This is a genomic window from Robbsia andropogonis (genome assembly GCF_000970345.1).
Classification (GTDB): domain Bacteria; phylum Pseudomonadota; class Gammaproteobacteria; order Burkholderiales; family Burkholderiaceae; genus Robbsia; species Robbsia andropogonis.
Genome location: NZ_LAQU01000050.1, coordinates 1 through 20,348, shown reverse-complemented (window position 1 = coordinate 20,348; position 20,348 = coordinate 1). Strand labels below are relative to the sequence as shown.

The following is a 20,348-nucleotide window of genomic DNA, read 5'->3' as shown; positions in this document are numbered from 1 at the left end:
CTAGCAGGCTGTTGAAATATCCCTTTGTGAACGCGCACTCGATTATTCGGAAGCGCTATCGCGATGCAGTGTTCCAAATGAATCGACGCCGACTTTTCCTTGATTCAGGTGCTGCCGATGCCGCGTTCCTTCTCGCTTACTCTTTCAAGCTGCCCGAGCAGCGAGAGTTCGCATCCGGGTCAAGTTGTATGCTGCCTGAGTCAGCACGAACAGCTGGTCGACTCGCTTCAGACCTCGATACATCGCCTGCCGAATCCTGCCGACAGTCTTGCCCCATCCAAATACCTGCTCGATGCGTTTGCGTTTGCACTGACTGATTGCATAGCCGGGCCATCGTGTGGTTCGAGCGTCAATCGCGGAACCGCCCGCGCGTGCATCATTTTGCGCCACGTGCGGTGTCACGTTGTTCTCCCGGCACGTCGCCACGAATCCGGCCGTATCGTAGTTCTTGTCGGCGCCGACCGTTATGGTCTTACCCGCAAATCGCGCAGCATCCCCAAGCATCTGCGCGGCCGCGTCCCGTTCGGCCGTGCCGTTGGCCTGCGTGACTTGTGCGTTCACCACCAGACCATGCCGGTTGTCGGTCAGCACGTGCCCCATGTAGCAAAGCAGCGCGCCCGTGCCACGACTCTTGCGAAACAGTCGCGCCTGAGTGTCCGTGCTGGATTCATGGGTGTCGTTGCTGCGTTTCTCACCGCGCCAGTTCTCCTGCGAGCCGCCTCCGCCCTCAGGCGGCGAATCGTCATCCGACTTTGTCTTGGGCACGAAACTCTTGTGTCCCGCCCACGCCTGAATGAGTGTGCCGTCGACGCTAAAGTGCTCGCCCGACAGATGACCTCGCACGCGAGCCGTCTCGACAGTCTCGTTGAACAAGCTGACCATGACATCATGGACCATCAGCCGGTCGCGGTTCTTGCTAAAGGTGGAGTGGTCCCAGACCACATCGTCCATCGCCAGTCCGACGAACCATCGAAACAGCATGTTGTAGGAGATTTGCTCCATCAGCATGCGTTCGCTGCGAATCGAATACAGCACCTGCAACAACAGCGCGCGTATCAGCTTCTCCGGCGCGATGCTCGGGCGACCGCCCTTGGCCTCGCTCCCGTACATGCGCGAAAACACCTCGTCCATGCGAGCAAGTGCCTCGTTCAGCCACAGGCGAATCGGTCGCAGCGCATGATTGGCCGGAACGAAATCATCCAGTCTGGACATCGTGAACATCGATTCAGTGTAGCTGTCGGGGCCGCGCATCGCTTCCGTCTCTGTGTCGTTCGATTCTTTAAATCAACGTTTCTCCCTTGCGCACGGATGACCCGCGCAGAGGGTATTTCAACAGCCTGCTAGATGCACAATCACCCCATGACAGGGACGAGCTTTACATCATCGCGTCGGGAACCGGAACTTTCCGGCGAGCCGACGAAGTATGTGAATTTCATGTGGGTGATTTATTATTCGTTCCTGCGCATATGGAACATCGTTTTGAACGTTTCAGCAACGATTTTAGGACGTGGGTGATTTTCTTCGGTCCAAATGGCGGCGTTCACCCGTGACCAATACTCTCCTTTTCGGAAAGGGTTCTGGTGAAAATAGGTAAGATTGTTGTGAATGTTTTAATATGCAGGATATCTTATCAAGCAGACAGAGGGTAGTCCAGACCAGCATTCCATACGGCAGGCAGAGCGGCATCCTCGAGACCAAGTTTAGTCAGATCGAACTGGCCCTTGCGAATGCGATGCATCAATTCGAGGCCCAAGATCATTACCGCGGCATTTCTGGACTTCAAGCAGCAGGCCATCGGCCTTCATCTCCCGCACCGCACGGTGCGATGCGGCGTAACCATCGAACGTGATAGTCTCTGGTGGCTGGCCCTGGTGCATGATCGCCTTGGGAAAAAAGGCTTTGGCTGCTGCTACATTGCGTTTGGCCCTGAGTAAGAAGTCCACTGCCTGGTCGTCTCGATCGACCGCCCGGTACAGGTAGACCCATCTGCCACGAATCCTTATAGGTCTCATCGACCCGCCATGAGCCGCTCGCATGGATCGCGGTGCGGTTCCAGCGTTTAACGAACTTAGGGGCAAAGCGTTTTACCCAGCGCATGATGGTGGTGTGAGCCAGCGATAAACCGCGCTCAGCCATCATTTCCACCAGATCGCGCAGGCTGAGCTTGTAGCGAAGGTAGCAGCGCACGCACAGAACGATGATTTCTTGATCAAAATGTCCACCATCAAAAAGCCCATTCCGGACTTTTTGCTTGCTCGTCCCTGATCACTTCATTTTTGAGACGAATAATGTAACAGATTCGCTACGCCTATTTGCGCCAGAGCCCCGCCGAGCACTTTGTCATGCGCATGACATGAAGTCCTGATGGAATCTGTGCATCGATTCTCAAGCGAATCACAGATTTTGCTACTTCCCGCTGCTATTTCCATGCGCCTTCATTCGCACTTTCCCACGTTATCCCGCCCCAACGATGAAAGCGTCGTTGTTCGGTTTCTCACACTGCGCGATCTGTCGTCGCTGCGCGAATTGGAACACGAGAAGTGGGACGCTACGCAGGCTGCGTCGCAGTCGGCGCTAATCGAGCGTATCGAGGCGCATCCTAAACTGGCGATGGGCGCATTTTGCTCGCGTACTGGGTATCTTCTCTCGTCGCTCTTTTTAAAACCGGTGGCCGACGATTTCCATCGGCACGTGCACACCTGGGAAGATTGCACGCGCCTGAGTGCGGCGCAGCAAAGCCGCTCCCTGTTCGGCATCAGCCTCAGCAGCCGTCATCAGAAAGGCGTCGATGCGCTTATCCGATTTTTCTTGCCGCATGCACTTAAGAGCGGCTGGCGCCACGTCTATCTGGGCTCGCCGGTACCCGGGTTGCGCGACTGGCGCAGACACCATCCTGAAGGCCGTGTCGAGGATTACGTGCTCGCACGCCGTTCCGGGATGCCGCTCGACCCACAGCTGCGCTATTACAGCAAGCGAGGCTTCACGCGGATCATTGCTGTAAAGCCGGGCTATTTCCCGCACGAACGCTCGCTCGACTATGGTGTGCTATTGCGCAGCACGATCCTTCTTTCGCATTTAGCGCCGCTCTGGACAGCGTTGCCGCTTCCAGGAGTCAAGCGCGTCACGCGGCCGCTCGCCGCCTTGCTGTGAATGTGCTCATGCCTTCGAAAAGCGCGCAGAAAGATAACCGATATGCGGCGCGGTGTGGCGATTTGCCAAGCGTGCTGTTCCTCTTCGTCATCGCAGCTAACACCTTCCTGATTGCTTTGACGCCGCATGCGTGGCGGCTGTATATGCTGTTGGCGCTACCGCAGGCGCTGCTTCTGGCCGGCTGCCAGGAGGCCAAGCACATGGCGGTTCACGGCACTTTCCTGTCGCTTCGTCGTGCGAACGACATCGTTGGTGTAATATGCGCAGCGTTGTTCGGCGTGAACTTCGTCGCCTACCGCTATTTTCATCTGCAACATCACCGCGCCACCTGCACCGACATAGATCCCGAGGGACGCCTTTACTCACTGAGCTGGCGGACACGCTGGATCTGGGCTTTGGCACCCCTCGAGCTGCCATGGGTCGCGTGGCATCAGAACCGGGTTGGATGGCCAATGGTGCCGGAAGATCGACGGAACGGGCGCAACGCCGCGCTTTTTTGGATGGTCGTATGTGGTGCACTGATCGGAGCGGGTGTATGGCACGGCGGCACCGCCAGGCACGTCATCATCTGGGCTTATGCCATTCCGCTTGCACTGCTCGCTTGGTTTGACTTCCTGTTGACCCAGGCTGAGCATTACGGCGTGGCGATTGTTCCTGCATCGCCCGGAAAGGTGCGTCGCGACCCACAGTCGATCACGATGGATATCGTGCTGCCGTTTGGGCTCGGCTGGCTGATGCTGAACCGCTCGCTTCACAGCGTTCACCATCGTTATCCGGCACTTCGCTGGTACGACGCGCCCCGCATCCTGCGCGCTGATCCGACAGCGGCCCCGACCACCTATTGGGCCTTTGCGCGCCGCTGGCTAATTGCCGGACCGCGGCTATGGCAGCACGACGAGTACCTGCAGGCCGAGCCGGTGATCGTCCCAGGCAATGGTCGGGCGGCACTGGAACAATTTCTGGAATGGGTGAAATGCAGGAAGTTGCCCGATAGCCGATGAGCCGCTACACATTCTCGCTCGCATGTACCGAGGACGATGCCCAGTTGCGTGAGCGCATGGCCGCCGACTGGATCGAGGGAGACATCGCGATCAGCCTGCGCCGCGAACCGTCGTACTTCGCGGCAAGCCGCCTGCAAGGCAGCGAGGCCCAGGTCGTGGTCGGCCGGGACACGGCGACCGGCCGGATCGTTGCGGCGATAAGCCGTAGCATCACGACCGTCTTTCTCGATGGGCAACCGCGCCGCGTCGGGTTTCTCTCGGATCTGCGGATTCACCGCGAACATCGCAATGGGCTGCTACTAGCACGCATATTCCATTTGCTGCGTGTGCTCGATCAAAATGAGCCGCTGCCTAGCTTCGCGCTGATATACGACGACAACGAAAGAGCGCTCGCGAGCCTTACCGGCGCACGTGCTGGACTACCGCTGTTTCGCCCGTGCGGTCGCCAGATCGCGTCGGCAATACATGTGCGCCGGCGGCGACCTGCGCTTCCGTCTACCGCAGAACTACGGCGTGCTCGCGCCGCCGAACTGCCGGCACTGGTTCAGTTTTTGAATCGCCATCGCGTCGGCTATCGATGGGCACCGGTACTCGCCGTCGATGATTTTCTGCCGGGCGGCCGTTGCGACACGCTTCGCGCGGAAGATTTCTTTGTGGCCGCGAGGGCAGGGCAGTTGTGTGCGGTCATGGCTGCGTGGGATCAATCGACACTGCGGCAGGTCCATGTCGAGCGCTATGCGCGTCAAATCGCATGGATGCGGCCCGCGTATAATGCTTTCGCGGCGTTGCGCGGATTGCCGATGTTGCCCGCGTGCGGGAATGAGCTGTCTTATCTCTACCTCTCATTCATCGCGATCGAGAACGACGATCTGACGCTGTGCGCTGCGCTGCTGCGCCACGTCTACAACGCGCTCTGCGGCGGGCGATGGCTCTATGCGCTCGCTGCCCTGGCGGAAAACGATCCATTGCTGCCCGTGTTTTCTGGCTACTCCGCTACCACGTCTACCGTGGGCGTGTTCGAGGTCGATTTCAGGCACCACGGTAGCACGCAGACGCCACCGTCCGTAACCCCGCACGCGCGTATCGAATTTGCGCTCACCTGAACAGGCGGCGCGTGCCCATCGCTTCACGCGCCGGTTGGATTTCCTTACCTCTTAGTTCCTTTTTTTCGGGGTTTGTTTCGTTTTACGACCTATCGTTACGCAACCTCGCCGGTATTGTCAATGCATTGAACATACTATGGAATCTCTTGGCAAGTTGCAGCGGTCTTGAACAATCATCGTCAGCAGCGCGGCCGGATCACAAAGCGCCGTCAGGTCGCCGGTCATGTAGGGCGAGGCAGACGGGATATGCGTTGCATTGCACTTAATCACCGATATATCGATCATGTTCAATCGATTCCGGTTGGGATCGCCCGGGTCCAGCAAGTCGGCGACCGGGGGCATCGAAACCGCTGGCGAGCCCGACCGTACGACCGGCAAGACACCCTCCACTCATAGCCGCCGCTTGCCGGGGGAAATTCGTTCCCAGCTGCCGCAGCGATCGGAAGCCGGCGTGGGACGCGCTTCGCCCGTATCAGTTGCGCCGCGGCAAGCGGCACCACTATTGCCTGCTCAACGTCAAACTTTTCCGCCTGAGTATCACGGCGATACGATCGACTCTCTGCAAAGCCAATACGGCACGGACTCGGTGCCGCTGTCCGCATCGTCCGGCGCTGCGATGCCGTCCTCTGCGCAGGCGAAGCAGGAAGCACCCGTGCACGAAACATCGCTTTTCGAGCTGACTCCGGAACAAAGCGGCGGGTGGGGCGTCACGTTCCTCAAAAATAAGGGTCATCTCAGGGAAGGGGTCACTCAGTCGGCAGCGGAGGTCCACGAAGATGAACCGGCCGTCATGCCTGATAACGGCGGCGCAACCTCCGAAATCCTTCCGGATGATACCGGCGGCCCGATCCGGAGCTGGTCTGCCTCACAAGAGTCGGGTCGGCGGAGTACGTCGGCGCATAGGTCGGGAGGCATGCTGCCGCCGGCGACAGCGGATGCCGCGTCCGCCAGACGCGGCACGGTGAAGAGCCGTCTTGCGCAACTGATCGACATCCGGCGCGTGCCACAGGCCCCGGCTGTGCGGGTCGATGACTGGTCCGACCGCTCGGCCCTGGAAATCTGCGAAGGATGGCGCGAAAGCTTGGTAGAGACAGTATCGATTCCGTCAATGTCGCGCCTTGTGGCTCTGAACTTCGAACGTGTTCATGCCGCAGCGATCCCTGCGGATTTGAGAGATCAGTGTCTGTTGCCGGAAGGAGCGGGCGGACAGGCCTATTACGACGAGATGGTGAGGACTTTCCTAAACGCGGTGGGATGTAAGGATCCTGACGATATCGACAAGGTGCTTGACAGCTTTAAGCAGACGGGGACGGGGGGGCTGCACCGTCAGCGTGTGATGACTGCGTCGCTCCTCAACAGCGGCATAAGCATAGCGCAACTCGCTGCCTCCTCGCATGTGGCAGCGAAGACAGCGATGTCGACCGCGCAGATGCTGCTCACGGTTGCTTCGTCCCGGCTCGCTTTCACATCGGCCAAGCTGCGCTTTCGCAATGCCGGCACCGAGGAGATCATGCCGCTCGGCAAGGCGGACGCCACGCCCAGCGCGAAAAGCGGAGCGAGCGTCGCGGGCGCGTCGCTCGCCGTCATGCGGCACCTCGGCAAAATCGAGAAAGACGTTAAGCGGATGAACATTGCGCTGGCGGCGCTCGAACGGGCCGGAACTCCCGACGAAAAGCGTGTCGCTGCAGACGCGCTGTCGATTGCGTTCGCCCGATTCTGCGTGCGAAGCGAAATGAAGCTCGACTACAAGACGGCCTCGGAGAGCGCCAAGATCGAATTCTTCGGCAATGAGCTGAATCTTTACGCGAACTACGTCAGCGGCACGGCCGGCCTGGTGACGACGATCATGAGCATTGTCACGCCGGCCCTCATATCGGCCCACGCGACGCTCGGCGCCAGCGCTGCCACTCTGGGTCTCACGGCCCTGCTGTACGTGGGCTACCAGCTAAGCTCTGGACCGAGCAGGGACGGCGAAGCGAAAGCGAAGCGGGCTATCGTCGCGCTCAGCAAGTCCCTCGACCTGCTGGGAGGCAACGCTCGCAAGCAGCAGATGCGTCGCGCACAAGCCTATCGTGGCTACGTTGACGAAAGAGCAAAGACGAAGGAGCCCGGTGCGCGCGCCGAGGCCAAGACTAAGCTGCTCGACGAATTGCGTCAGATTGCACGCGAAGACAGCACGCAGGACGACTTGAATCCGCTGCAGAACTGGACCGATTACACACACTTCCAGCAACGCGTGGCCTTGATTAAGGCTGTAGTAGCGAGCCCGGAAGCACTACAGGTTGCCGAAGGGAACGAGCATGCCGTCAAGGCGGCGGTGGCGGAAGCCGTGAGCGAACTCGAACTCGCTTTCACGGCTACGCATCAGCACAAGTTCAAGACATCCACCATCGTCGATGCATGGAAGACCCCATATCGGATACGTTTCGACAGCATGGGCCGCTTGCTGCTCGGCAAGGTATCCCAATCGAGCCGTACGGTGCTGGATCTAGACGCGAAGCGCGTGAAGGTCCAGGCGAGCCGCGAGCGGCAGGCAGGATCATCCGTGCGGTCGCACCCCGGAACGTTGGCGCAAGACGCTCGACTTAAAGGTCAACGCCAGGATCTGAAGGCGACCCTGACGAACTGGATCAACTTCGAATTCGCGCAGTCGCGGCTGCATGCGTTTGCCGCTTTGTCGGCCGACGACGCGGTACGCCTGCCGACTACGCTGCGCGAGGCCACGCAAGCGCTCGCCGCCGTGAACGATCCTGACGCGCAGGCGCTCTTTGTCGGCGACGGACGCGCGCAGGTCGAGGCGACCCGGCTGGCGAAGAAACTGACCGCCGGCGAAGAGGAGCGATATACGGTGACGGGGGGCGGCTCGGCTATTTTGAGCACCGTCGCCAATACGGCTGGGGGTGCCTACGGCCTCGGCGTGAACATCGCGAAGACCGCAGCCACTAGCCACGGCGCGCACCTTACCACCCACTATGGCGATCAGCGGGATGGGCAGTTGCTCACGCAAGGTAGTGCGCCCTTTACGGCGCACTATTCGTCGGGCGAACGCGCGCGGTTCCAGAAGAACGACATGGCCCGACTGCTAGCCACGCTCAAGCGTAGCGGCGACCCCGTCAAACTGAAGCTCGAACTCGGGCCCGCACAGGAAGGAAAGTTTGCGCTCGACGACCCACAGTTTGACAGCGCACTGGACAAGTTGATCCAGCAGATGGAAACGCAGAGGGATATGCCCGATGAAATCGATGTGTCGATTGACGGCGCCAAGGCCTTTACCGGCAAGCTGAACGGCACGACTGATTATCACAAATGGCGTTACGACCATGCCACTCTCCGCAAGAAGCTTGATTTTCATCGTACGCAGGCGAACGTACTTGCCAAAGGCATCGGCGTATCGGTGTTCTCGCCGGTACTGCAAGGCATGGCGCAGATTTCGCTGAAGAACACACGCCGCGCCGCATACCGTGGCGACGAGATGAGTCCCGACGTGCGCGACAAGCTGCGCGAATTGGCCACCCCCCCGGCCGACGAGGACAGGGCAATGGACGATAGCACGTGAATAGCGGAGTTCTGGTGTAAATAGGTAAGAACATTCTCAACACTCTTACCTATTTACACCAGAACCTATTGGAGACATTTATGCAACAGCCGATTCTATCGGCCGGCGTCACGCACGCCGCTACCAAGAAAAACAGCGCCGCGCGGGTTATTTTCGCGAGTTTTATCGGCACGGCCATCGAATTTTACGACTTCTACGTCTATGCAACAGCGGCCGCGCTCGTCATCGGGCCGGTCTTTTTCCCGCATGGATCCACTACGGCGCAGGCCTTGTCGTCGTTCGTGACGTTCGGCATCGCGTTCATCGCACGCCCCATCGGCGCTTTTTTCTTCGGTCACTTCGGTGACCGGATCGGGCGGAAATCGACGCTGGTGGCATCGCTGCTGCTCATGGGGCTGTCCACGACCTTGATCGGCTTCTTACCCGGATACGACGCATTGGGCACTTTGGCACCCATTCTCTTATGTCTGCTGCGCTTCGGGCAGGGCCTGGGTTTGGGCGGCGAATGGGGCGGCGCAGCATTGCTTGCCACGGAAAACGCCCCTGCGGGCAAACGCGGGTGGTTCGGCATGTTCCCGCAACTGGGGCCGTCGATTGGCTTTCTCGCTTCCAATGGACTGTTTTTCATACTCGCGCTATTGCTCTCGGATGCGCAATTCAAGAGTTGGGGTTGGCGTATCCCGTTTATCGTCAGTGCGGCATTGGTAGGGCTCGGGCTGTATGTACGTCTTAAAATTGCTGAAACGCCAGCATTTGCGGCAGCCCTCGAACGTCAGCAGCGCGTGCGTCTGCCGTTGTTCACGCTGCTTGGGCGTCACCTTGGTCCGGTGGTGCTTGGCTCCCTGACAATGGTGGTGTGCTATACGCTGTTTTATCTGTCGACCGTGTTCGCCTTGTCGTATGGCGTGGGCACCTTGCACTTGTCGCGGCGGACCTTTTTAGGGATGTTGTGTATCGCTGTGGTCTTCATGGCCATCGCCACGCCAATCTCGGGTTGGGCAAGCGATAAATATGGGCGCAAGCCGGTGCTGGTGGTGTGTACTCTCGTAGCGTTCCTGGCAGGTTTCGCGATGGCACCCATGCTGGGCAGCGGGCAGTTGCTTTCGATCCAGTTGTTCCTGGTGATGGCACTTTTCATCATGGGTGCGACCTTTGCCCCGATGGGCGCATTGCTGCCGGAGTTGTTTCCTACGCATGTCCGTTACACTGGTGCGGGTGTCGCCTATAATCTGGGCGGCATTTTAGGTGGGTCACTCGCACCGTATATCGCGCAGGTATTGGCAGCGCGTGGTGGCTTGCACTGGGTCGGCGGGTATTTGAGCGCCGCGGCGGTGGTCAGTCTGCTGGCAGTGCTGTGCATGCGCGAGACGCATCACGCCGACCTGTGAATGAACTCTGACGATCTCAATTTATTTGCCCGTGTGGCCTGTCTGAACGGTATTTCATGTGCAGCCCTGGAAACGGAGACCAGCCAATCGACGGTTAGCCGTCGCATCGCGACCTTGGAAGCGTCTTTAGGCGGGCGCTTGTTTCGCCGTAGCGGTCGTGGCGTGGCCCTGACGAAACGCGACGAGCTGGTGCTGGGCTATGCCGTGGCGATGGCGCAAAGTCTCGAGGAAGCGGCGCGCGTGGTCAGAGATCGGTCTGAGACAGGGCCTGCCCGTATTTGCATCGGGGCGCAGCCGACGACTGCACGATTGATGTTGGGGTCAGGGTAGCAACGGAACAGCCAACGCACTAATGCGGTCATGTGTGAGTTGGCTGTTCCGTTGCTCTTTGGACCCCATATTGAACGATGAGTGGATGGTCCGTGCGTCATGCTCAGGGAATTCATGAACCGGGTGAATAAACACAACGGCCGCTAACCCAGGTCTCACTCACGGTGATATCTCGCATACCTTCGGCATTCTCTGCCGTCCACTGCAACGGATCATCCTCAAGAATAACGAGGTCGGCCTGCTTCCCCGGTCGCAGCGACCCGATGTGTTCATCGAGATGACATTGCCAAGCCGCGTCAATCGTAACGGCTCGTAGCGCTTGCGAAGCAGTTAAACGTTCTGCCGGGTTTAACACATCTTCCGTTCCGGCTATCTCGGCGCTGTCTTCTGGCATCACTATCGCAGAGGTTCGACCAGCTTTCTCAGATGCGCCGAGTATGCTTCTTGGCCCCTCCATTACGCGTCCAATCGCTTGCTCCATACAGCGTAATGGACCAAGCGGTGAGACAAAGTGATCGCTATGCAAGCTAATTTTCAGGCCCGCCGCCAATGCCGATGCACACCGATCAAGCAACTGGGCCCGCTCCGGACCGAGAATGGTTCTCTGAAGCGTCCTACCCCAATAGCCCACATGACCGATAAGGAAGCTCGGCGATACACCGAGCCGTTTCATTGTAACAATCGCATCATCATGGAGCAGTGATGCATGCTCTATCCGATGACGCAAGTCGAGCGTCCCAGAATGTAATTCAGAATCTACAGGATTGGGCAGCAATGGCCCCGCCTTATCCAGTGCCAACTGGAAGGCGGCCAGCACATTGGCGATTCCTTCGTCCCCGTTTGCATGAACAAGGATCGGCCATCCTGCATCGGCCACTGTTCGCATGATTTGCGCCAATCCCCAAGGCGGGCTGAAATTGAATAGCCCCCGCGGACCAACACCCGGCACCGTGTGATCGAGGCAGCAAAGATAATTCTGACTCTGGAACCCAGTCAATCCCTGATTCGAACCGTCCGCCATCAATTTGACAGCACGCAAACCAAACAAAGCATTGGCATCGTCGTTCTGTTCGGGGTGGAATTGCTTGACCCAGTCGGGCAAAGATGAATCGCTGCCAACGTATAACGCAGCGCCTACGCGGACGGTCATACCGGCCGTCGTCGCTAAGAACCGCATCAAATCAACCTCAGCTTCCTTATTCAGCATGCCAAGGCCTGCGTCAAATATTGTCGTAATACCGCGCCGATTTGCATCGGCGAATACGCGCAGCAGACCCAGAACCGTTTCCTCTTTGGTCGGCGGCGGTATTTTTGAGGTCACCTTGGTAGACTCGCTTTCGGTCAAAACACCATTGTTATAATTTTTGTCTAAGCCGGCCTCGGATAAAGCCGCCCCATTGACATAGCTGATATGACCGGAAGCATTAAGCAGAAAAATACATACATCTGGGCTTATCTTATTTAGCCATTCAGCATTGATCTCTCCCCATACATCCATGAGCGACGGGTCGACTCCAAAACCGCAGACCCATTTTGGTACGTCGTTCGCGCCAGCGTCTTTCGTTATTGAGTCCACCGCGCTGGCGAGCTGTTCGTAGATGAAATTCATTCCGTACGAGCTGCGCAGTTTCTGATCGTCGCCGAACGGACTAAGGTTCGTCCATGAGCCAACGATTGCGCTTGTCAGTAAATGAGCGTGTGGCTCGATTAATCCAGGAAGCAAGGTCTGATTGTCGGTGAGCATCTGCAAGCGAAAGTCGCCGTTTCGCTTAAGCATTTCCTCGCGTACATGTTCGAGGGTACCGGTTGCCACCACTTGGTGGTCAGCTATGCCGATCGCTTCTACTTGAAAGTCCGTCTGCGTGGGGTCGGGATAGATGTTTCCTCCGTGAAATATTACGGATTCGACCGTTTCGGCAGGTTTCGGCAACGCCAATATTTTGATCAGTTCAGGCCATTCACGCGCGTCATCAGTGAATGTAGGTATTAGATTGGGACTGCAACAGGCACAGCCAAAGTTGTTAACGTGCTCCGACATAAATAAGCTCCGCAGAGACTGGTTTTACCCTGAAAAGTCGTAGCAGCCTGCCAATCGGTAACATCGTATTCCGAACGCATCTGAATTCCAATCGGCATAATACTATGCAAAATTCATTTATCCATCTTTATTTAAATGCATAAATGAATAGTCTTTTAATTTCCGCCATTAATGTTATGGTGTTTTGCCGTAATAAAGCACTTCGGAGTCTTGAGGGTCGCGAACGAACGATACAATCCATGAAGCAAAATCTGACGCCAGCGATGGCGCCTTTGTTTATAGTGGCTATGCGTAGGTGCAAGCCTCAGCATAAATTCTGCTTTCGCCTCGTTTCATAGCGGGTTTTGCATTCTTGCTTATTCTTTCGGTTGTGGGAATTCAAAAAATCATAATTGGTGGCAACTCAAGTTATCAGATGTGCGTGTTCAGGTTTTTGTACCTTAGCATTGATGCCTAAGAAACGAGTAAAGTGCGTACTATCCGTCAACAAATCGTGCACAAAAAAGCGGAGACGTCGCTGCCGACCCGTAGTTCGCGTTTTCTCTATCAATGGAAGGCCGAGTCGGAGGGCGATTATTGTAAAGCCGCATAAGCCCAAAATTACCGCGCCAAACGCAAACAACTTGCACATGAGCCGACTACACCAGGCCGGTCGTTAATTCAACTTTCGGGTCACTCACAATCGTTTCCTAGGCGATGAGTACCTCGGCGGGGATCTTCAATTCGTGGCGCAAACGGCGAATCATGGCTAAGCTCAGGTCACGCTTCCGATTCAGAACCTCGTAGACGCGATTCAAGTTACCGACATACGGTTGCATGTCGCGGGCCGTGAGGCCAGCCTGCTCCGTACGAAACTTGATCGCCTCGATAGGATCGGGCAGGTCGAGCGGGAAATGCTCCGCTTCGTATTTTTCAAGCAGCGTAGCGAGAATTTCAAGTTGATCTCCGGCCGGTGTACCTAGTGCTGGGTCGGCATCGACCAAGCTTGAAACAATCTGCAATGCCTCATGGTAGTCGTGAGTGTTATGGATTGGGCGGATTTCCATTATCGTTACGCCACTTAAACGGTTTCAGCATTGATCTTGTCGTACTCGCCGTGCGTACCAATAAATGTTATGTATACGACGCCGATGCGGTAAGCGATCGCGACGATCAGCTGGTAGTCGTTTCCCTTGATGTTGAATACAACACGATTTCGACCGACAAAAATTGCGCTCGCGTATCTGGCCTTGATGTACTGAGGGGTTATCCATACCGCTTTAACGGCTTCTTCATACAATGCAAGCACAGACTGCGGCGTGGCCGGGTGCTTGTCACAGAACGCCAACAGGCTTTTCCTCGCAATGACTCTCATTGCCAAAGTGCAGTCCCGTATTGTGACTAACGTAAGTACCTTGTTATAGCGGTGCCATCAAGGAAGGGATTTTTTCGTGTGCCAACCACTCGAACGATGCTTTCGGATGTCTCTGCGCGCCCCCAGTTGTCGCCGTATAAGTTTCGGGCCACGCTTTTTGGGAGCCAAATCCTCGAGTCCGGCGCTCTCCCGTTGGCGACGCCATGTCCTCAAGGACGATGAATAGACGCCCTCGCTACGCAGCAACGCGCCGATTTCAACGGGCATCGAGCAACGATCCGCCGCTTCCAGGATGCGCTACTTATCGGCTGGCGAGAAGCGGCGGCGCTGCGCTCGCGGGACGACCTCCGAATGGAGGCTGTTCGGGTCATCACTGGAAAACGTCGGTCCTTTGGAACCAGACGACTTGAGGGCGTCGGCCACGACGCGCTCGTGGGTAGGATTGACAGGCGTAAGGTACCTCGTTGCTCACTAATCTAATAGCAAGAGGTGACGCAAGTCGCATTGGTACCTAGGGGTTCGAGGAAGTTTCGGTACCGGGGCACTAATTTCGGGTTTGCCGAAAAGGACTTTTCCGCAGAGGCCGACACTTAGAGGCTATTTAGAAATTAGTTAAACCAAGGCTTTATACGCGTCCAGCAAATCAAGGTGCAAGCTAACGAGAGGAAAGCCTCGTGGATATAAGCGTAGCGTTCGTAGCGAATCTTCAGACGTCGAAACGAGTGAAGCCAGGCAATCGAGCGCTCGACTTGCCAACGCGTTTTGCCAAGTCCGCTGCCATGAGGCGAGCCAGTTTTTTCGAGCAAGGGCGTGATACCACGTTCACGCAAGCGCTGCCGATGTGGCTCGGAACGGTAGCCCCGGTCGCCCTGAACGATTTGCGGCTTGTGCAGGGGACGCCCCCGTTTGCCCCGGATGCGTGGAATGCCCTGGACCAGTGCGTCGTGCTGCGTAATGTCGTGACGGTTTGCGCCGGTCAGGATGACCGCGAGCGGGATGCCTTGCGCATCGACGATGAGGTGGTGCTTGCTGCCGAGCTTACGCCGGACCATGGGATTCGGGCCGGTTTTTTCCCAGCCAGCATGGCGCGAATTGACGCGCTGTCGACGATGGCACGCGTTAAATCGATTTCGCCACGGCGGCGCAGTTCGGCTAGCAACGTTTCGTGGATAGGTTGCCAGACACCGGCCTTCTGCCATGCGACAAGCCGTCGCCAGCAGGCCGCGCCTGAGCCGCAACCCATTTTCTGCGGCAGCAGGTTCCATGCAATGCCCGAGCGCAGCACGAACACGATGCCAGTCAGCACGGCTCGGTCTGGTGTCGGTTTGCGGCTCGCATACTGGCGATTGCGCGGTGCTCGCGCGGGCAGAAGCGGTTCGATGAGTGGCCACAATTCGTCGTCTATGAATTCTTTAGGCATTGCTTCCTGTCAGGCAAAACAAGACAAGAAGTTAACGCCAAGTCGAAAAATTTAACAGACCTAAAAATTTATTTCGCAACAGCGCTCTTAGCGCCGCACCGGCTTTACACCGGTGCTCTCATGAGGTCTGCCTTAAGTCTTAAGGCAGTAGGCGCCAAGCGTCATCAAGTAAAGGATGGAAATGGACAGAATTCATGGCACCGCGGATATTCAATCAAACATCCCGACCTCCGACACCGCACCGGCCATTCCCGCGCCAGCCACATCGGCCAAGCCGCCCCGTGTCACCGGTGCGTTGGCCGACCTGCAAACGCTCCGCGACAATCGGCCTGTAAGCCAGGCTCATATCGGCGGACGGTCGTACAAGGTAGGGCCTAACACGACCCCAGCCGTGAAACAGTTTCTCTCGCGCACTCTATCAAACAACCGATATGAATCGCCCGCGCACCTGCAAACTCGTGCCGAAAACTATCTCCGGCATCGCGACGCGGAGCAGAATATCCTGCGCGCGACTACCGAGGGACTGGAGCAACCGGAATCGGCTGTCTTCAAGCAAACCGCGTGGATGGGGCATCTAGAGCGCGGGTTATGGCATGGCGAGACACGTTTCGGCGGCAATGACCGTGAGCAACTCGGCCAGGAAGCGCTTGGCAACGTGACACCGCAGCCGGGCTCGCCATTTCACGGGCCGCGCGGATTAAAGCTGTCCGATAGAGCACGTTCGGCGTTTGCGATGACGCTGCAAGGCGTCTCTGGACCGTTCACCAAAGACCAGGCACGAGCAGGCTTTGAGGTGGCGCAGACCGGCCAAGTGCTCGCCGGGCGATTGAAGATTGACGAGCGCGTAATATTCCGCCGAGAAAACCGCGTCGATGCCCAGCGCAACGGCACACATTCGACTCGCACACACGGCGGCATGGATTTGTCTCAGGATCTTGGCACTGCAATGCGCGACGAGGTCGGTCTGCCAGTAATGAGCGGAACCTCCGGCTCTTCGTCAGACGCGGCCATTGCGACGCGTTTCGCCGCCGAGCGTGCAGAAAAGTCTCCAGCAGCGCCCGACCTCAGCGAGGCCGAAGGCCGCAAGGCGATTACCGACCTGTCGCACCACTACTTCAGAGCCAGCGGGTCCAGTCCGCCGGAATCGATGGCGAACGGCATCAACAAAATTCGTGCCGAAGCCGACTTGGAGGAAATGGAGGTGGACACGTTGGACATATTTACGCATAGCTATCCTGAAATCCATGCTGGAGTGGCGTTAACACTAGCCAAAGCACCGGGCACCGACATCACTGCCATGCGAGAGGCAACGCAGTAGGCAGCGCTTATCTTGCGCAATGCAAAAGATGAATGACTCGACCGCGGTGGACAACCTCAATCGTCGCCATAGGTAAAGGTTATTTCCAAAGTTGTGGCGAAAATATCTCCGTCTGACGGGGAGCGCGAATTTCACCGCAACTAGCGTTTGATTTGAAGTGAGATCACTATTGCGTCCGCTAGCTGAACTTGCGGACGCAATCTGAAAGACATGCAATTGGACTTTCTGAACGGACTCTACCGCATTCGCGTACCAATGGCGGGGAGCAGCTCATCCCCTGCCAGGACTTCGGTGAGCCAACGCGAATGAGGAAACTACTCGCTAAACTTGACTTTACAGTCACTGCAGGAGATCAACATGGGGCTATGTATTTCGAAACAGAGCGAGGCAAAGGCACCCGAGCATTATGCAACCCGTGCCACAGAGCAGACCACGCGCTCTACGCCTTCATCTCCCAAGGCGTCCCTGTCACCCAGCCTGCATGGCTTGGCGGCACTCGGCTCTCCCCGAGAGAGGCGGGCCCGCTCGGCGACATCCGCCGGTCCCTCCGGCACCAGCGCCATGGCAGGGCGAGTGTCCCTTCCTTCGTCGTCGTCCCCACGTACGCTCGCGGCACAATTGCAGGACTTCATTCAAGCGCTGAAGCACGCTGAACGTCAAGGAAAGCAATATCCCGCGGCCGAACTCGATCAGAAGTTCCAGCCACAGATGGTGGCGGCCCAGAATCACATCCACCCCAAGCTCGATGTGAAGGTCTTCGAGGCGTCTACATCCGAGCCGGATGCTTTGCGGCAAGCTATCGTCAATACCGGGCGGGGTGAGCGGTGGCGGGCCGTCGTTAACGTGGAGCGCATCCATGGAAAGCTAGCGCCAAGCCATGGCATCGCGCTGGACGTGTCGGGAGGTCGTGGCAAGGTGTCCGTCCTGGCGATCGACAGCGTGTGGGGATGCACCGACACGCTGGCCGTCATGACAGCCGCGTTGAAGGGCGTGAAGAACGCGGCGCTGACCATCCTCAATACGGGCACGCAGAAGGATGTCGTCAACTGCAAGATCTTCGCCCTGGCGAATGCGAAGGCGATGGCGGATGCCGGTGACTTGATGGTGGATCTCCACAAGAAGAATTTTCGAGGGAAGATCGTCGGCACGGGCGATACCATCAATGACGTAGACGTCACGATCGCGCGCGGCTCCGACGTGCTCGATGCGCGCTTTTTCAAGCACACGACGTCGAAGGACGTCTTCGACGATCTTCCCGTGCATATCCGGGAACCACTGGAGGAGAGCTTTGCTCAGAATTTCCGGGAGATCGAGGCGGCAGGCAAGCGCAGGGCGTACAACACCTCCATCGAGCAGGAGAGGCTCAAGTACTTGCGGGATGCGCTAGAGTGGGGCCCTGGCCCGTCGCGTTGAGCGACGCTTTTTCAGAGACAGCCCGGTCAGCCGATTTAGAGGGGACATTGATGCTTAGGTCGCGCTTTTCGCCGACTCGCGTTATTGAAGCCAAGCGCAAAGACCAGCCGGGGCTGTTTGATAGTCGACATTTTGATCGAGAAATCATTGTTCGGTGCTTGCGCTGGTACCTTCGTTAGGTAAGGTGGTTCTGGTGCAAATAGGTAAGAGTGTTGGGAATATTCTTACCTGTAGGATATCTTATCAAGCAAACAGAATGGCATTCCATACGGCAGGCAGAGCGGCATCCTTGACGTCTAGTTTGGTCAGATCGAACTGCCCCTTGCGAGTGAGATGCATTAATTTGATTCCTGAGGTCGTTACCACGGCATTTCTGAACCGTTTGAAGCCGAGCATCACATGCGTTATGGAATTGATGTTTCGATGGTCCTGCTCAACCATGTTGTTCAGATACTTCGAGGATCGGACTTTCGGGTCCGCAGGCAGCAGGCCATCGGCTTTCATCTCGCACACCGCACGTTGCGAGGCAACGTGACCATCGAGCGTGATAGTCTCTGGTGGCTGGCCCTGATACTTGATCGCCTTGCAAAAAAATGCTTTGGCTGCGGCTACATCGCATTTGGCCCGGAGTAAGAAGCCCACTGTATGGCCATCTCGATTAACCGCGCGGTACAGGTAGACCCATCTGCCACGAATCCTCATATAGATCTCATCGACCCGCCACGAACCACCCGAAGTGATCGCGATGCGGTTCCAGCTTTTAACGAACCCTGGGGTGAAGCGTTTCATCCAGCGCATAATGGTGGTGTGAGGCAGCGGTAAAGCATGCTCTGCCATCATTTCAACCAGATCGCGCAAGCTGAGCTCGTAGCGAAGGTACCAGCGAACACACAGAATGATGATTTCGCGATCAAAATGTCGGCCGTCAAACACCCGGGCTGGTCTTTGCGCTTGCTGCCCATCATCGATCACCCGATTTTTGGGCTCAATAATTTAACCGATTCGCGCCGGCTATTTGCACCAGAGCCCTTCACGCAGCCGTTTCTTGATCCATTGCCGGAGCATCTTGCAGTTCATGCCGTGCGCGATGGCTACGGTCGGCACGAATCTTCGATTCGACGTCGCACCACTCAGTTCGGTGTGAAAAGGTGAACAGGAGGTCGGCTCTGCTCGACAACAATAACTCTCAGAAATAAGGTGCGGCACGGATCTTTGAAAAGCCTCGGTAGTACCTTTGCGTCCTCGCTCTGCGTCTCGCTTAAGGAATTTGCACCTGTTGAAGCTTTTGTCGGTCCTACGTTACGTTAAAAGAAACGCGCGCGTGTGTTTGTCTTTCGCGATTTGCCAGATCGTGGGTATTTCAATCTTGTTTTCTGCCTGGAGAGAGGTGCAAGCAGGTGTAATGTACTTACGACGAAGCGTGATTCTTCGAGCTAAGCAGCCCGATGCGTTTCATCGAGAACTTCTAATTGACGTATTTTTTGGTCTATTACTGGTCGCACTCAGTCTAGTGGCGTTATGGAAGGGTAGTCCCCCAGAGAATAACGGACGTTCGGGGTAGAATTTTCTCGCAGCAGCACTTACAGGAAATTCTGCATGAAGACGTTCCGATTCACAGAAAGCCAAATTATCGCGATATTGAAACAGGTGGAGGCCGGAGCGCCCGTGCTGGAGCTATGCCGCGAGCACGGAATGAGCAGCGCAAGCTTCTACAAATGGCGCTCGAAATACGGTGGTATAGACGCCGCGTTGATGACCCGAATGAAAGAGCGAGAGGCCGAGAACGCGCGGCCAAAGAAGATGTATGCCGAGGAACGTCTGAAGGGTAAGCGTCCACCCAAGGCATCTTTCGTCGCGACATGGACGTCATCATGCTGTCGGATTTTCGACGGATGCAGACGATGGAAGGTAAGCAAGTGGTACCCGTGACGCCGCGCACTGCGCGACGCAGTTTCACCAAGGAATTCAAGCGAGAGCTGGTGCGCCAGTCCATGCTGCCGGAGGTTTCTCGTGCAGCTCTGGCCTTGGCCAACGGCGTCAACGCCAATCAACTGGCACGCTGGTGTCGCGAGCATCAGCGTGCCGACCACGTCACTTTCGTGCCCGTCGTCAGCGCCGCATCCACTGCTTCAGAATACGCTCGTGCTCCGCTAGCCACAGTTCCCCCGACTGAGCTCGAGTGGCTGCATGGCCATACCAGGATCGTCATTCGGGGGAACGTCGAGGTCGAGATTCTGCGCACGATCATCTCGCAAACCTTAGCATCCTCACGTGCAG

The 20,348-nt window shown here is 57.1% G+C and carries 17 protein-coding genes and 2 pseudogenes; 12 read left to right on the top strand and 7 right to left on the bottom strand.

Annotated elements, in window-relative coordinates; all coding sequences use genetic code 11:
* Nucleotides 1–144 precede the first annotated feature (144 nt).
* Nucleotides 145–1,251: an IS5 family transposase gene (locus WM40_RS23965; RefSeq protein ID WP_046154202.1), complete on the bottom strand. Its 1,107-nt coding sequence runs from the start codon at nt 1,249–1,251 to the stop codon at nt 145–147.
* A 47-nt stretch (nt 1,252–1,298) separates the two neighbouring features.
* Here WM40_RS23965 and WM40_RS32620 point away from each other — a divergent pair, with 47 nt between their 5' ends.
* The gene (locus WM40_RS32620; RefSeq protein WP_052738498.1) at nt 1,299–1,550 is read left to right on the top strand and encodes a cupin domain-containing protein; all 252 of its coding nucleotides are present in this window, start codon (nt 1,299–1,301) and stop codon (nt 1,548–1,550) included.
* A gap of 80 nt (nt 1,551–1,630) precedes the next feature.
* Here the strand turns inward: WM40_RS32620 and WM40_RS29105 are convergent.
* Nucleotides 1,631–2,202, bottom strand: a pseudogene (locus WM40_RS29105) (IS6 family transposase).
* Nucleotides 2,203–2,427: 225 nt separating this feature from the next.
* On the opposite strand from WM40_RS29105, the gene WM40_RS23950 reads away from it, so the two are divergent.
* The 6 genes from WM40_RS23950 (at nt 2,428) to WM40_RS23925 (ending at nt 10,528) form a co-directional block, all read left to right on the top strand.
* Nucleotides 2,428–3,150 (top strand): hypothetical protein, encoded by a 723-nt coding sequence (locus WM40_RS23950; RefSeq protein WP_046154200.1) that lies wholly within the window; start codon nt 2,428–2,430, stop codon nt 3,148–3,150.
* A gap of 8 nt (nt 3,151–3,158) precedes the next feature.
* Nucleotides 3,159–4,151, top strand: coding sequence for a fatty acid desaturase family protein (locus tag WM40_RS23945; RefSeq protein ID WP_024905882.1), 993 nt, complete (start codon nt 3,159–3,161; stop codon nt 4,149–4,151).
* Entirely contained in the window at nt 4,148–5,254 is a 1,107-nt protein-coding gene (locus WM40_RS23940) for a hypothetical protein (protein WP_024905881.1), read from the top strand. Before WM40_RS23945 ends, WM40_RS23940 begins: the two co-directional genes overlap by 4 nt.
* A 283-nt stretch (nt 5,255–5,537) precedes the next feature.
* Complete coding sequence (locus WM40_RS23935; protein ID WP_024905880.1) at nt 5,538–8,810, top strand: hypothetical protein; 3,273 nt, start codon at nt 5,538–5,540, stop codon at nt 8,808–8,810.
* 80 nt (nt 8,811–8,890) lie between these two features.
* Entirely contained in the window at nt 8,891–10,198 is a 1,308-nt protein-coding gene (locus WM40_RS23930) for an MFS transporter (protein ID WP_046154199.1), read from the top strand.
* Nucleotides 10,199–10,528 carry a LysR family transcriptional regulator gene (locus WM40_RS23925; protein WP_024905878.1) on the top strand — a complete coding sequence of 110 codons (330 nt, stop codon included), beginning with the start codon at nt 10,199–10,201 and terminating at the stop codon, nt 10,526–10,528.
* A 112-nt stretch (nt 10,529–10,640) separates the two neighbouring features.
* Here the strand turns inward: WM40_RS23925 and WM40_RS23920 are convergent, their stop codons facing one another.
* From WM40_RS23920 to WM40_RS29095, 4 genes are all read right to left on the bottom strand, one after another.
* Entirely contained in the window at nt 10,641–12,566 is a 1,926-nt protein-coding gene (locus WM40_RS23920) for an amidohydrolase (RefSeq protein ID WP_024905877.1), read from the bottom strand.
* Between the two features lie 689 nt (nt 12,567–13,255).
* Nucleotides 13,256–13,612 carry a helix-turn-helix domain-containing protein gene (locus tag WM40_RS23915; protein ID WP_046154198.1) on the bottom strand — a complete coding sequence of 119 codons (357 nt, stop codon included), beginning with the start codon at nt 13,610–13,612 and terminating at the stop codon, nt 13,256–13,258.
* 14 nt (nt 13,613–13,626) lie between these two features.
* A complete protein-coding gene (locus tag WM40_RS23910; protein ID WP_046154197.1) occupies nt 13,627–13,920 on the bottom strand; it encodes a type II toxin-antitoxin system HigB family toxin in 294 nt (97 codons plus the stop codon).
* A 608-nt stretch (nt 13,921–14,528) separates the two neighbouring features.
* Nucleotides 14,529–15,340, bottom strand: a protein-coding gene (locus tag WM40_RS29095) for an IS5 family transposase (protein WP_096349222.1) whose coding sequence is annotated in 2 segments (ribosomal slippage) — nt 14,529–14,992 and nt 14,992–15,340 — 813 coding nt in all. Because the reading frame shifts where the segments join, the coding sequence is not laid out codon by codon here.
* A gap of 181 nt (nt 15,341–15,521) precedes the next feature.
* On the opposite strand from WM40_RS29095, the gene WM40_RS29090 reads away from it, so the two are divergent.
* Together WM40_RS29090 and WM40_RS23890 are read left to right on the top strand one after the other, a co-directional pair.
* A complete protein-coding gene (locus WM40_RS29090; RefSeq protein WP_201779175.1) occupies nt 15,522–16,658 on the top strand; it encodes a secretion protein EspV in 1,137 nt (378 codons plus the stop codon).
* A 357-nt stretch (nt 16,659–17,015) separates the two neighbouring features.
* Nucleotides 17,016–18,071: a YopJ family acetyltransferase gene (locus tag WM40_RS23890; RefSeq protein ID WP_201779174.1), complete on the top strand. Its 1,056-nt coding sequence runs from the start codon at nt 17,016–17,018 to the stop codon at nt 18,069–18,071.
* A 243-nt stretch (nt 18,072–18,314) separates the two neighbouring features.
* Here the strand turns inward: WM40_RS23890 and WM40_RS23885 are convergent, their stop codons facing one another.
* Entirely contained in the window at nt 18,315–19,004 is a 690-nt protein-coding gene (locus WM40_RS23885) for an IS6 family transposase (protein ID WP_236693667.1), read from the bottom strand.
* On the opposite strand from WM40_RS23885, the gene WM40_RS30700 reads away from it, so the two are divergent.
* The 3 genes and pseudogenes from WM40_RS30700 to WM40_RS28250 form a co-directional block, all read left to right on the top strand.
* Complete coding sequence (locus WM40_RS30700; protein WP_236693668.1) at nt 18,897–19,223, top strand: hypothetical protein; 327 nt, start codon at nt 18,897–18,899, stop codon at nt 19,221–19,223. The two genes, WM40_RS23885 and WM40_RS30700, sit on opposite strands and share 108 nt — an antisense overlap.
* A 444-nt stretch (nt 19,224–19,667) precedes the next feature.
* A pseudogene (locus tag WM40_RS29085) lies at nt 19,668–19,901 on the top strand (transposase); the annotation flags it as partial.
* A 41-nt stretch (nt 19,902–19,942) separates the two neighbouring features.
* A partial coding sequence (locus WM40_RS28250; protein ID WP_236693666.1) for a transposase occupies nt 19,943–20,348 on the top strand: 406 nt, incomplete at its 3' end.